General features: G+C 62.7%; 12 protein-coding genes. 8 read left to right on the forward strand and 4 right to left on the reverse strand.

The genetic code is table 11. From position 1 onward, the window contains the following. The coding region (locus ACYQ4Z_RS08950) for a glycosyltransferase (RefSeq protein ID WP_459860757.1) at positions 1-474 on the forward strand (474 nt) is incomplete at its 5' end. 31 nt (positions 475-505) lie between these two features. After that, a complete protein-coding gene (locus tag ACYQ4Z_RS08955) occupies positions 506-1,435 on the forward strand; it encodes a glycosyltransferase family 2 protein (RefSeq protein WP_459860759.1) in 930 nt (309 codons plus the stop codon). On the opposite strand, the gene ACYQ4Z_RS08960 is transcribed toward ACYQ4Z_RS08955, so the two are convergent. Further along, the gene (locus tag ACYQ4Z_RS08960) at positions 1,429-1,638 is read right to left on the reverse strand and encodes a hypothetical protein (protein ID WP_459860761.1); all 210 of its coding nucleotides are present in this window, start codon (positions 1,636-1,638) and stop codon (positions 1,429-1,431) included. The two genes, ACYQ4Z_RS08955 and ACYQ4Z_RS08960, sit on opposite strands and share 7 nt — an antisense overlap. Before the next feature lie 92 nt (positions 1,639-1,730). On the opposite strand from ACYQ4Z_RS08960, the gene ACYQ4Z_RS08965 reads away from it, so the two are divergent. From ACYQ4Z_RS08965 to ACYQ4Z_RS08975, 3 genes are all read left to right on the forward strand, one after another. Further along, complete coding sequence (locus ACYQ4Z_RS08965) at positions 1,731-3,092, forward strand: IS1380 family transposase (RefSeq protein WP_169116535.1); 1,362 nt, start codon at positions 1,731-1,733, stop codon at positions 3,090-3,092. Positions 3,093-3,365: 273 nt separating this feature from the next. Beyond that, a complete protein-coding gene (locus ACYQ4Z_RS08970; protein ID WP_459860763.1) occupies positions 3,366-4,199 on the forward strand; it encodes a glycosyltransferase family 2 protein in 834 nt (277 codons plus the stop codon). Beyond that, entirely contained in the window at positions 4,196-5,296 is a 1,101-nt protein-coding gene (locus ACYQ4Z_RS08975) for a glycosyltransferase (protein ID WP_459860765.1), read from the forward strand. Before ACYQ4Z_RS08970 ends, ACYQ4Z_RS08975 begins: the two co-directional genes overlap by 4 nt. Here ACYQ4Z_RS08975 and ACYQ4Z_RS08980 read toward each other — a convergent pair. The 3 genes from ACYQ4Z_RS08980 to ACYQ4Z_RS08990 are packed head-to-tail and all read right to left on the reverse strand — an operon-like array spanning position 5,214 to position 7,773. Then, the gene (locus ACYQ4Z_RS08980) at positions 5,214-6,569 is read right to left on the reverse strand and encodes an O-antigen ligase family protein (protein WP_459860767.1); all 1,356 of its coding nucleotides are present in this window, start codon (positions 6,567-6,569) and stop codon (positions 5,214-5,216) included. The two genes, ACYQ4Z_RS08975 and ACYQ4Z_RS08980, sit on opposite strands and share 83 nt — an antisense overlap. A 49-nt stretch (positions 6,570-6,618) precedes the next feature. Then, positions 6,619-7,035 (reverse strand): DUF2782 domain-containing protein, encoded by a 417-nt coding sequence (locus ACYQ4Z_RS08985; protein ID WP_459860769.1) that lies wholly within the window; start codon positions 7,033-7,035, stop codon positions 6,619-6,621. A gap of 12 nt (positions 7,036-7,047) precedes the next feature. Continuing rightward, a complete protein-coding gene (locus tag ACYQ4Z_RS08990; RefSeq protein ID WP_119335871.1) occupies positions 7,048-7,773 on the reverse strand; it encodes an LOG family protein in 726 nt (241 codons plus the stop codon). Positions 7,774-7,849: 76 nt separating this feature from the next. On the opposite strand from ACYQ4Z_RS08990, the gene polA reads away from it, so the two are divergent. The 3 genes from polA (at position 7,850) to ACYQ4Z_RS09005 (ending at position 13,511) form a co-directional block, all read left to right on the forward strand. After that, the gene (gene polA, locus ACYQ4Z_RS08995) at positions 7,850-10,768 is read left to right on the forward strand and encodes a DNA polymerase I (protein WP_459860771.1); all 2,919 of its coding nucleotides are present in this window, start codon (positions 7,850-7,852) and stop codon (positions 10,766-10,768) included. Beyond that, positions 10,765-12,738 carry an ABC transporter ATP-binding protein gene (locus ACYQ4Z_RS09000; RefSeq protein WP_459860773.1) on the forward strand — a complete coding sequence of 658 codons (1,974 nt, stop codon included), beginning with the start codon at positions 10,765-10,767 and terminating at the stop codon, positions 12,736-12,738. Before polA ends, ACYQ4Z_RS09000 begins: the two co-directional genes overlap by 4 nt. A gap of 134 nt (positions 12,739-12,872) precedes the next feature. After that, positions 12,873-13,511 carry a DUF1640 domain-containing protein gene (locus tag ACYQ4Z_RS09005; protein ID WP_459860775.1) on the forward strand — a complete coding sequence of 213 codons (639 nt, stop codon included), beginning with the start codon at positions 12,873-12,875 and terminating at the stop codon, positions 13,509-13,511. Position 13,512 lies beyond the last annotated feature (1 nt).

Raw genomic sequence — 13,512 nt, forward strand, 5'->3', positions numbered from 1 at the left:
ATCGCCCGCCACCCGGACGCGCACGCGCTGCTCGTGGGCGGCTACGACGCACGGCGGCGCGACTATGTCGCCGAGCTGCAACAAACCATCCGCGCGCACGGTTTGGAAAACCACGTCACCCTCACCGGCGACCGCCCCGATCTCAAAAACATCCTGGCCGCCTCCACCGTCGTCCTCTCGCTTTCCACCGACCCCGAAGCGTTTGGGCGCACCACTCTGGAAGCGCTGGCCCTGGGTACGCGCGTCATCGGCTACCATCACGGCGGCGTTGCCGAGCAACTCGCGGCGATCTACCCCGAAGGGTCGGTTGCCGTGGGCGACCAAACCGCGCTTGCCCGCCAGATCCGCGCCGCGCTCGACGGTACGCTGCCACCGGTGACCCAACCGCTCCCGGAACGCTTCACGCTCGCCGCGATGCAGCACGAAACGCTCGCCCTGTATCGGCGGTTGGCAGAGCGGGTAGAATCGCCATAACGTCCCAGGGCGATTGGTCGGTACCGTGTCTGTGAAACGCTTTCTCATCGTCGTCGTTCACCGGAACGGAGCAGCGTTGTTGCGCGAAACCGTCACCGCCGCGCTGGCCGCGATGCGCGACGACGACCATCTCGTGGTCGTCGACAACGGGAGCACTGACGACTCTTTGATCGTTTTGGCGCGCGAATTCCCTACAGTCACTGTGATCGCAAACGGCTGCAACGCCGGATACGCGCGTGCCTGCAATCAAGGGCTCAACACCATGCCCAGCGATTACGTGCTCTTTCTCAACAACGACGCCCAACTGCCACCCAACGCGCTCGATCGCTTTGCCGAAGATTTCGTCCGAGATCCTGCGCTCGCACTCATCGGCGCCCAACTCGTCGCGCCGGACGGCAGCTTGCAACGCAGCTTCGCCCCGGCGCCAACGTGGCACAGCGAACTCGGGTTGCGACGCCGCAAACGGGTCACGCCGACACCCGACACCAATGGACTCCTACCCGTCGAAACGATCGTCGGTGCCTGCATCGCAGCACGGCGCACGGCAATCGACGCGGTTGGGCCCATGGACCCCGATTTTTTCTTCTATTTCGAAGAAACGGAATGGTGCGTCCGCATGCGCCGTCACGGCTGGAAAATCGCGCTCGATCCCGCTGTATCCGTCACGCACCGCAAAGGCCATTCGACGCAAGCGGTGCGCACTGAGGCCCAAATCGAGGCGCTTCGTTCGCGCCTCCTCTACTATCGCAAAACCATGCCCCCGCTCTTGGCCGCCACCGTCACGATCAATCGAGTGGTGCGCGTCGTGCTCAACACCTTGGGACAACTGACCCTATTCGCTGTGACTTTGGGTTGTGTCCCCCGCATTCGCAAACGACTCATCGGATACGGGAGCCAGCTCGTCTGGCTGCTGCTCGGCTGCCCAAAAACGTGGGGACTTCCGGACAAATGCAATCAATGAAGATCTGGCGCCCCCTCTGCAGGAACGCGTAATACACCGATCCCAAATCCAGTTTGGTTTGGATTTTCGATGATCTCCACAACGTCTGCTATTTTCTTCAATTTCTTCCAAAAAAATTGGACCTGATTCGTTTCGTACGGTTGATTATCTACAATATCATGAAAGGCGATCAAGCCACCTGGCCTGACCAAGTCTTTGTACATCTCCTGAATCCGTGGGAAACCTGTCCCCGATCAATTGCAACCATATGATTTATTGATAGAATACGGCATCTTCCTTCTTCACCCAACTGATCATGCCCCGCTTTGAAGTCCGTCAATCCGCGAAGCTGAATCTGACCTCTTACTCCGGCCTGGCGCTGATTGGGCAATGCTGCGAGGCGGCGCAGGTGGAAGCCGTGATCGATCCGCGCTTGCCGGTATCGCAAGGCATGAAGACCTCCGACTTGGTCAAGGCGATGACTGGCTTGCTCAGTCTGGGCAAGAGCGACTTCGAAGCCATCGAGCCGTTTCGGCAGGATCGCTTCTTCAAGGAAGCGCTGGGGCTGTCGAAGGTGCCGAGCAGTGCCTGGATGCGCCAGCGACTCGACGCCAAGGCCGGCGAGTTGCGGGAGCGGACGGACGAGCTGTCGGTGCGCCTGCTGGAGAGGACAAAAGCGCCGATCACGCCGCACAAAGGATTCGTGCGCTTCGAGATCGACACCTTCGTCATGGACAACAGCGATACCAAGAAGGAGGACGTCGGCCACACCTACCAAGGCGTTGATGGCTATTGCCCGATTGCGGGCTACCTGGGCAACGAAGGCTGGAACATGGGACTGGAACTGCGTGCCGGGAACTGGCATTCGGCGCTCGAGACCGAGTACTTCTACGAACGGGCGTTTCCTCGGGTCAAGCGTTTGGTCAGGGCGGATCAACCCGTCCTGATGGTCGAAGACAGCGGCTTTGACAGCGCGCGACTGCTGTTCGCCAAAGCGGAAGAACGCGACGCCTGGGCGCGTGATGGGCGCGTATTGGAATTCGTCACGAAGTGGAACCCAAGAAAGCAGGACAGAACGGCCTGGGTCAAGCGGGCCGAGGAAGCGAACGCCTTTGAAGTGACCCGACCAGGCAAGCGGGTGGGACTTCTCGACCTCCAGGTCGAGCGCGCCTGGCAGAAACAAAAGCGCACCTTCCGGCTGATCGTGCGGGTGACCGAGCGCACCATCGACAAGAAGGGACAACACCTGCTGGTGCCGGACATTGAGATCGAAGGCTGGTGGACGAGCCTCACCCTGCCGGCTGTGGAGGTGATCGAGCACTACCGGTATCACGGCACACACGAACAGTTCCATGCCGAGATCAAATCTGACCTTGATCTGGAACGGTTGCCGTCGGGCAAGTTCGACACCAACGACGTGATCCTGCATCTGGGGGCATTCGCCTACAACTGCCTGCGCCTCCTTGGCCAATTGGGCCTGACCGGCGAGATTGCGCCCATTCGCCACCCGGCCAAGCGCAGAAGGCTCAAGACGGTGTTGCAGGAGATCATGTACCGGGCGGCGAAGTTTGTGGCACATGCCAGAAAACTCATTCTCGACTTTGGCCGCGGATTTGCCGGCCATGTGCAGGTGTTCGTCGCGCTTCAGCAGCGATTGTTGCGAGCGGCATCGCCATGACGATGGTCGGGCTGAAACCCACCCCAAGGACGGATTCCGCTGCGGTGGAAGGTAGCCCTTCGCCTGAAAGCTGCAATATGACGTAACGCCGTCCCGACAAGGCCGACTTTTGCGGGCAAATACGGGTCCATCACCCCCGAAAAGATGGTCGGCATGACAATGAATCGGTCTGTCCGGCAAAAATTTCATGCCGGACAGCTCACAGGAAAGGTTTCGACTTTGGTGACCACGGATTCAGGATGAATGTAATTGTAGCAAATCAACACTGCGCGTATGTCACATCCCCTCTCAGTCTTCATCATCACCAAAAACGAAGCCGACCGCCTGCCTGCAGCAATCGCGAGCGTGCGCGACTGGGTCGATGAGGTCATCGTCGTCGATAGCGGCAGCGAAGACGCTACCGTTGCGGTCGCCGAATCCCTCGGCGCGAAGGTCCTGGTTCGTCAATGGGAAGGTTATGGGCCGCAGAAGGTCTTCGGCGAACGCGCGTGCCGTAACGATTGGATCCTCAATTTGGACGCCGACGAAGCCGTGAGTCCCGAACTCGCCGCTGAGATCCAAACGCACTTTCACGCGGGCGAACCCGAGCACGCCGCCTACACCGTCCCCATCCTCCCGATCTACCCCACCCAAAAAATGGGCCACCCCTGGACCGCGTTTCACCACCCCATCCGCCTCTACGACCGTCGCCGCGCCGGCTTCAAACCCCACCCCGTGCACGATTCGGTGGTCGTGCGCAGCGGCACCGTTGGGCACCTCAAGGGTTTCGTCTGGCACCGTTCCTTTCGTTCGCTCACCCATCACCTTGCCAAAATCAACGAAACCACCACGTGGCGCGCGGCGGAATATCGCCAACGCAAAGGGAAACCCTCGGCTCTCACCCTCTTTCTGCTTCCCTTTTTCGCGTTTTGGAAGTCGTACCTCCTGCGGCGTGAATTCGCAAACGGCGCAACCGGCGTTCTCATCAGCCACATGTACGCGATTCAGCGCTTCCTTCGCGTTGCCAAAGCGTGGGAAGACGCCGAACGCCGCCGTTTGGGCCTTCCCCCTACCCTCGACCTCCCGAACACCGATCCACAAGACCAAAACCAGACCACAGCGCCATGAACCCCACGGTCCTCTGGTGGGGGCGCTTCGACCCCCACTACGCGCGCAACGCGTTCCTCATGCGCCTCTTTGGCGAGCTGGGCTGGCAGGTAGTCTCCTTTCGCCCCCGTTGGAGTCCGCTCGGACAGTGGGAAGCTGCACTTCGCCCCCTCCCCAAACCGTCTCTGGTCTGGGTACCGGCGTTTCGACAACGCGACATCGCTGCAGCGGCGGCTTGGGCGCGGGCGCGGTGCGTTCCGCTCATCATCGACCCGCTGATCTCAGCATACGACAAACAGGTTTTCGAACGGCGAAAATTTGATCCTGGCAGTGCCCGCGCTGAGCGCCTCCACCGCTGGGAGGCACAATGCTTTTCCCTTGCCGATGCGGTTGTCGTCGACACCCCGGCGCACGCCGACTTTTTCCACGAAGCCCTTGCCGTTCCTCGAGAAAAATTGCACCTCATCTGGGTAGGTGCCGACGAAGCGCGCTTTCGCGCCACCCCACTTCCTCCAAATCCCGAAGCGGGTCCCGAAGCGCTCTTTTGGGGCAGCTTCCTGCCGCTGCACGGCCCGGAAACGATCGTCGCCGCTGCGCAGTGCTACCAGGGGCCGCCACTTCGGCTCACCCTGATCGGTGACGGCCCGCTGCTTGCACGCTGCCAAGCGCTCGCCCACGACGCGCCGCTGCCGCCGAAACTCACCCTCACCTTCGTGCCCCCGATCTCTTATGACGCGCTACCGGAGCGAATCGCGCAAGCCCACTTCGTCCTGGGCATATTCGGTGCAACGCCCAAAGCGGAACGGGTGATTCCCAACAAGGTTTTTCAGGGGCTTGCGAGCGGCAGGCCGGTGGTGACGCGACAAGCGCCCAGCTATCCTGAACCCGTCATCCAAGAAACCGCGAGCGGCCTTCTCTGGGTTCCCGCAGCGGATCCGAACGCTCTGGCGCGATGCTTGACAGAACTGGCCGCTTCGGCTCCCGCGCACTGGCAGCGCCTGGGTGAAGCAGCGCGCACCACCTTCCTACGCCATTTCAACGAAACAACGATTCGGAGACAATTGGCGGCTCTCCTTGCCCGTTTTGTTGAGATTGCTCCGCTCGATCCGACTCGGTAAGTGCCACCCAAAAAGCGATCCAGCACAACCAGATCACGGGAAACCACCAGACATTGAGCAACACCGGTTGCGATTGCACCGGAAACGCGTACGCCGCCAGTGCCGCTGCCCACGGCGCAGCACGCGCCCGCGCCTCCGGAGAAGCCCTGCGAAAAGCGACGAACATGCTTCCCGCAATGACAAAGAACCAGAGAAGCCCGGCACCGCCGAGCTCCGCCCAAAGCGCCAGGTAGAGGTGGTGCGCATGGTAGGGATCTGCATGCAGATAGAGATCCCCTTCATCGGCATAGTCGGCGTACACATAGCGGAACTGTTTTGTCCCAACACCGAAAAACGGGTTTGCAGCCCCCATGCGCGTCGCGTTGCGCCACAACTCCCATCGCTGGGAAAGAATCCGATTGAGCCCTTCTTCGGTAGCAGCGGATTCTTTTGCTTGCCGTAGTGCCACGAAACCGTCTACACTGTTTTCGATCCGTTTCTGCCAAGCAGGTGAAACCACAACCGCCGCAAAAACCCCCAACACCACGACACCCAACAGCCCCACCCGCACGCGTCGCGGCCACCGCCAGACAACCGGAAGCGCGGCCAACATCAGCAAAACCAACGCACTGCGCGCGCCCGAAAGCAACACCACCCACCCCGTCGCGAGCAACAATGGCAACGCCACACGCATCCGGTCGCGCCATGGCCAGACGGCTACCGGAAAGAGCAGCGCGAGCAGCACCGGTAACTTCAACGTATCGGCAAATGGGCCTAGCAACCGTCCCTCGAAATAGGATGCGCGATACGGAACCCCGAACAGGTCTCGACCGACCAACCACTGGAGCCACGCATCGCCCAACAAAAACAGAAATCCCGCACGCACCCCCCATCCCAACCAGAACGAGGGTCTGGGCAACCGGCGCGCAGCCCAAACCAGCGCCGCGGAAGCCACCCCAAACCCGCTCATGCCCAGCGCATAGCTCCACCCAATCGCCGGCTGCGGCGCACCGATGACGGAAAGCACCAGCACAAGCGCGAAGACCAAGAGACTCCCCGCAGTCCCTTTGGCAGCGGGTGGCCGCCAAAGGTCACCCCGCGCATGCCACCACGCGCCCATCGCAAAGCCAAGCAAAAGGAAAAAAGGCAACCGCGGACCACCGGGCAGCGGCTGTGCCCACACCAGTGCCGTCGCCCAAAAAAAGAGCCCCGCCGCCAGTCGTTCTGAACGCCCAGCATTCCGCCACCAAGCGACAACGCGTTGCCACTTGGCGAAAAAATCCGCAAACCTCACCGCGCCAACACGGTGCAATCCCAACCCGAAACCGTCACCGCGCACCACCTCACCGCCACTGCTTGATCACCCACATCGGTGGCGCAATATGCGCGCCGCCCGGCAGCCGTTCGAAGGTGCCATCCCCGCTCTTATCCACCAAATAGTAGGGCTCACCGCGTGCAGGCACCACCTTCATCAGATACACCTTACCACCCACACGGTATTCGGTCACCGTATTCTCCCCTTCCTGCCGAATCACCACCTCGGGCTCGACCAGATCCGCTTCGGTGATCGGCCCAGGGATCGCAGGCGGTGGCGGTGCGTCGGCAAAAACGGGCGGCTCACCACGGTCACGCCCCCCCACGTCGCGCTCGGCTCCGCGCTCGCTTTGCTGTCCACCCTGCGCCATTTGGGCCACAGCCCCCTGCCATGCGCCCACGATCGCCAGCAACGCGCCCACCAACAACACCTTCCCAGTCCGCATCGCAATACTCCCTCACAACTGCAACATCAACTGCCGCTCGTGCGGCAACGGTTCGAAGCCACGGGTCTCGTAATGTTTGAAAATCGCCGCGACGATCGCATCGGGATCATCGATCACTTGCGCAATCAGCAGATCGTCCGGGTCGATCATCCCCTCTCCCGCGAGCTTCGCTTCGAGCCAATCCAAAAAACCTTGCCAGAACGGGCGATGCACCAAAATCACCGGAATCCGGCGGCTCTTCCCGGTCTGGATCAACGTCATCACCTCCAGGAGCTCGTCGAGCGTCCCAAACCCCCCGGGCATCACCACGTACGCCGACGCAAAACGCACGAACATGTACTTGCGCGCAAAGAAATGGCGGAACGTTTGCGAAACATCCTGATAAGGATTGGCGTGCTGTTCGTGCGGCAACTGGATATTGAGCCCAACCGACGGGCTGCGACCGAAAAAGGCCCCCTTGTTCGCCGCTTCCATGATCCCCGGCCCACCGCCGGAAATCACCGCAAATCCCGCATCGGAGAGTTTGCGTGCGATACGTTCGGCCAACTGATAATAAGGATGCTCCGGCGCCAACCGTGCGCTGCCGAACATCGAAACTGCCGGGCGAATCGGCGAGAGGCGCTCGGCCCCTTCGACGAATTCGGACAAAATCCCCAACAACCGCCACGCCTCGCGGCCATTCTCCATGATATCTTTGGGATCATCGACCCCGACAGGCACCTTGTCTCGCAGCGACATCGTCCGCATCACTCCTCTTCGACAACCGCTATGCTACCCTAACGGCCAGCAAAAAGAGAGTGACGCGAGAAGACTCATGACCCGGCTCGTACTCGTCGACGGCAGCAGCTTCCTCTACCGTGCCTTCCACGCGCTGCCCGACCTGCGCACCGCCCAAGGCGAACCCACGGGCGCGATCCGCGGCGTCGTCACCATGCTCACCAAGCTCGAAGCCCGCTTCCCTGCCGAATACCGCGCGTGCGTTTTCGACGCACCCGGGCCCACGTTCCGCGACGAACTCTTTGCCGAATACAAAGCCCACCGCCCGCCGATGCCGGAAGCGCTCGCAGCCCAGATCGAAACGCTCCACCAACTCGTCCCCCTCATGGGTTGGCCACTGATCGTCGAGCCAGGTGTCGAGGCCGACGACGTCATCGCCACCCTCACCACGCAAGCGCGTGCCCGCGGGTGGGAAGTCGTGATCGCCACCGGCGACAAAGACCTTACCCAGCTCGTTGTTCCCGGTGTCCTCTGGGTCGACACCATGCGCAACGAAACGCTCGACCAAGCAGGCGTCGTCGCCAAATTCGGTGTCACGCCAGCACAAATCCCCGACTACCTCGCGCTTGTCGGTGACAGCGTCGACAACATCCCCGGCGTCGCAGGCTGTGGCCCCAAAACCGCTGCGAAATGGCTCAACCAATACGCCACGCTCGACGAACTCATCGCCCATGCGGACGAAATCGGCGGCAAGGTGGGTGAAAACCTCCGTGCCGCGCGCGAATGGCTCCCCAAAGCACGCGAACTCACCACCGTCAAACGCGATCTCACGCTGCCCTTCACCCTCGACGACCTCGCCACCCGCCCCGTCGACTGGCCCGCCCTCAGCCGTTGGTTCGAACGTCTCGAATTCCGCACCCTCGCCAAACAGTTCGAAGCGCACCTTGGCGCCGCGCCCAACCCTTCCGATACCAACCCTGCCCCTTCCGGCAGCGAAACCTCCGCCCACCCCTCAACCAACCCCGACGCCACCGCTGCTGACGCGGTTCCCCGTGAAACCAGCGCGGCGCACGGCACCCTTCACCAGGAGACCGCCCACCACCTGCCGGAACCGGCACTCGAACCATCTGATGCCGCCGAAGCGCGCCGCGCCCGCTACCGCACCATCACCACCCCAGAAGCGCTCGACGCCCTCGCTCACCGGCTACAGGCCGCCGCCGCGTCCCAAGCGGTCGTTGCGTTCGACACCGAAACCACCAGCCTCGACGCCCGCAACGCCGCGTTGGTCGGCATCTCGTTCGCCTTTGCCGAAGGAGACGCCTGCTACCTCCCGCTTGCGCACCGCAGCCTGGAAGCGACCGAACAACTGCCGCGCGATGCGGTTCGCGCCGCGCTCGCCCCGTGGTTTGCCAACGCATTGGCGCCCAAAGTCGCGCAAAACGCCAAATTCGACCTCCACGTTCTGGCCGCCCACGGCATGCCGGTTGCCGGAACACCGGACGACACGATGCTCATCGATTACGTGCTCGCCAGCGACCGCGAACACGACCTCGACCGTCTTGCCGAACGCGAACTCCACCTTCGTCCCCTCACCTACCAAGCGGTCTGCGGCAAAGGCAAACAAGCGATCTCGTTTGCCGACGTCGAACTCCCCGTCGCCACCCGTTACGCAGCCGAAGACGCCGACCTCACCTGGCGGCTCTACCACCACCTGCGCCCGCAACTCGAAGCCGACGCCAAGCGCAACCGAGTCTATACCCGGATCGAACGACCGCTCGTCCCAGTGCTCACCGCCATCGAAGCGGCGGGCGTCAAAATCGACACCGCGCAGTTGGCCGCCCAATCGGAACGGTTCGCCGCCGAAATCGCGGAATGCGAAACCCGCGCCGCGAAACTCGCGGGCCGCCCCTTCAACCTTGCCTCCCCCAAACAGGTTGGCGAACTCCTCTTCTCGGAACTTGGCCTCAAACCCCCGAAAAAGACCGCGACCGGCCAGGCGAGCACCAGCGAAGAGGCGCTTGCGCTCTTAGCCGAACGGCTCGACCCCAGCACGCGGGAATATCAGCTCATCGCCACACTCCTTGAACACCGGCGGCTGGCAAAACTCAAGAACACCTACCTCGACAAACTCCCGCGCATGGTCGACCCCAAGACCGGCCGCGTCCATACCACCTTCTCACAAGCGGCGGTCGTCACCGGGCGACTCTCCTCTTCGGAACCCAACCTGCAGAACATCCCCGTACGCACCGACGAAGGGCGCGCCATTCGCCGCGCCTTCGTCGCCGAACCGGGCTACCGGCTCCTTTCCGCCGACTACTCGCAAATCGAACTGCGTATCATGGCCCACCTCTCCGGCGACGAAACGCTGATCGCTGCGTTTCGCCACGGCGAAGACATCCACCGCCACACCGCCGCCGAACTCCGCGGCAAACCGCCGGAAGCGGTCACCGCCGACGAACGGCGCCTGGCGAAAACCATCAACTTCGGACTCATCTACGGCATGGGCGCCCCAGGACTTGCGCGCTCGCTCGGTCTCTCGAAAAAAGCGGCCGAAGCCTACATCGCGCAATACTTCGCCCGCTACCCCGGCGTGCACCGCTACATGGAACGCGCCCGCGAACAGGCGCGACAGCAAGGCTACGTCGAAACCCTCTTCGGCCGCCGACTGTGGCTGCGCAACATCCATTCCCGCAACGCCGGTGTGCGCGCCGCCGACGAACGCGCCGCGATCAACGCCCCGATGCAAGGCACCGCGGCGGACCTCATCAAACTCGCGATGATCGACCTCGCCGCAGCGCTCGCTGAACGCCACCCCCACGCGCGCATCGTCCTGCAAGTGCACGACGAACTCCTCGTCGAAGCGCCGGAAGCCGAATGCGCGGCGGTCGCGCACCTCGTCAAAACACAGATGGAAGGCGTTGCCGACCGCCACGCGGCAGCGTTTGCGATCGAACCGCTCGCCGTACCGCTCGTCGTCGACGTCAGCATCGGCGCCAACTGGGACGAAGCCCATTGAACGCCGTCCCCGATCGCGACCTCGCCCTCTACCGCCGCTTGTGGCGCTACGTCCGCCCCTACTACGGTGCGTGGGCGATCGCCCTCGTCGGCTTCCTGCTCTTTGCCAGCGGTCAGCCGATGCTTGCGGTTGCCCTCAAATACTTCGTCGACGGGCTTACCGACCCGCAACTCGCGCGCGTCACCCTGCCTTGGGGTGAAAGCGTCAACCTGCTGCCGTGGATTCCCCTCATTCTCGTTGCCGTCGCGCTGTGGCAAGGAATCGGCACCTTCTTGGGCCAATACGGCATGGCGAAGGTCGCTGCGGGCGTCGTCCATGACCTGCGCCGCGACCTCTTCGCCCATCTCCTGACGCTTCCCATCGCCTACTTTCGCGACCACGACAGCGGCCGAACCATCTCGCGCCTCACCCACGACGTCACGATGACCACCACCGCGGTCACCGACGCGGTGCGCGTATTGGTCCGCGAAGGACTCACCGTGCTCGCGCTCCTCCTTTACCTCCTGTGGTCGAACTGGCGGTTGACGCTTGCGCTCCTCATCGTCCTGCCGCTCATCGCGCTCGTGGTACGCCACACCCAAAAACGGCTGCGCCAAGCGGCACGGGCACTGCAAGAAGCCGTTGGCGAACTCACCGGGCTTGCCACCGAAACGGTGCGCGCAATCTCCGACCTGCTCGCGTTCGGCGCAGAAACCCGCATCCAAGAACGGTTCGCTGCCGCGAACGACGCCGAAGAGGCGCGACAACAGCGTCTCGCGCGCATCGCCGCTCGGCAAACCGCGTTCACCCAGCTCCTCACCTTCACCGCGATGGGCGTCGTGCTCTGGCTCGTCCTGCAACTGCGCGGCGACGCCACCGTCGGCGAACTGGTCGCGTACGTCTCGGCAGCGGGACTCCTGCCCAAACCGTTGCGGCAACTTTCGGAAGTCGGCAGCCGCTTCGCACGCGGCCTGGCGGGCGCCGAAAGCGCGTTCCAGCTCCTCGACACCCCGCCCGAACCCGAAACGGGCCACTACGCGCCGCCCCATTCAGCGCCACCACCCGCAGCCGCATCAACGGTTTCCCCTCCCCCCACCTTCGCCGCCGACCCGCGCGCCCCCAGCGCTGCTGCCGACGCGCTCGCCCCAGCCCCGGTTCTCGACCGGCACACACCCAACGCGTCCACACCCCCCGTAGCTGCCGCAACACTTCTCGACGCCACACCTCGTCGCGGCGCCCACGTCGCGTTCGACCACGTCTCCTATCGCTATCCCAACGCCGCCACGCTCGCCCTGGAAACGATCACGTTCGAACTCCGTCCCAACCAGTTCACCGCGCTCATCGGACGCTCTGGAAGCGGAAAATCGACCCTCGTCCAACTGCTGCTACGCTTTGCCGACCCCACTTCCGGAACGATCACCTTCAACGGCGTACCGCTTCCCGAATGGCAACGTGCGGCGCTGCGCCGCCAGATCGCCTACGTCCCGCAAGCCCCGGTCCTGCTCGCTGGGACCATCGCGGAAAACGTCGCGCTCGGCGTCGGTAACGAACCGGTGCCCCGCGACGCGATCATCGCTGCGCTCAAAGCCGCGCACGCCTGGGAATTCGTCGCACCACTGCCGCACGGCATCGATACCCCGATCGGAGAAAATGGCGCACAGCTCTCGGGCGGCCAGCGCCAACGGATCGCGCTGGCGCGCGCCTTCCTCAAACGCGCCCCACTCCTCATTTTGGACGAAGCTACCTCGGCGCTCGACAGCGAAACGGAAGCCGCGGTGCACGAAGCGCTAGAGCAACTGCGCCACCACACCACCCTCCTGGTCATCGCCCACCGCCTCTCGACCATCGAACGCGCCGACACCATCGTCGTTCTGGAAGCGGGCCGCGTCGTCGAAACCGGAACCCACGCAACGCTCTCGCAAAACCGCTCCCGCTACGCGCAGCTCCTGGCCGCAACTGCCCCGAACGCCACGCGCACCGCTTCCACCTAGCAACCCGCCGCGTTCTTCCGCTCACGCACCGCACCCTTTCGCGGCACTGCACCACTTTTCCCCAGTGTGACGTCACTACTTTTCCCCAGAGTGGCTATAATTGGCGTCACAGCCTCCCGCACACCGTTACCGCGATGATCTCCGTAATCGACCTCTACGAAAAACTGCGTCTGGCACCCGACGAAACCGCCCGCGCCCGCATCATTGCGGAAGCGTTCGAAGCGCTCGAAAACCGCTACCCCCACCTCGACTACCTGGTGACCACCCGCCACCTCTCAGAAACCGAACTCAAACTCACCAAAGAGATCGAGCAGGTTCGGCTCGAAGTCGAGCAAGTCCGCTCCGAACTCAAAGCCACCAAGCTCAAACTCACCAAGGAAATCGAAGACGTTCGCCTCGAAGTCGAGCAAATCCGCTCCGAACTCAAAGCTACCGAACTCAAGCTCACCAAAGAAATCGAGCAGGTTCGACTCAACCTAACCAAAGAAATCGAGCAGGTTCGACTCAAACTCACCAAAGAAATCGAGCAGGTTCGGCTCGAAGTCGAGCAAGTCCGCTCCGAACTCAAAGCCACCGAGCTCAAACTCACCAAAGAGATCGAGCAAGTTCGCCTCGAAATCGTTCAAGCTTCCGAACGCACCCGCAGCGAAACCCTGACCGCGATTGCCGAAAGCAAGGCATCGCTCATCAAATGGAGCTTTCTCTTCTGGCTCAGCCAAATGGGGGCGATCCTCCTCCTGCTTTGGCGGCTCTTCCCCAACCGCGGCGGCTGAC

Source organism: Hydrogenophilus hirschii, from assembly GCF_054656675.1.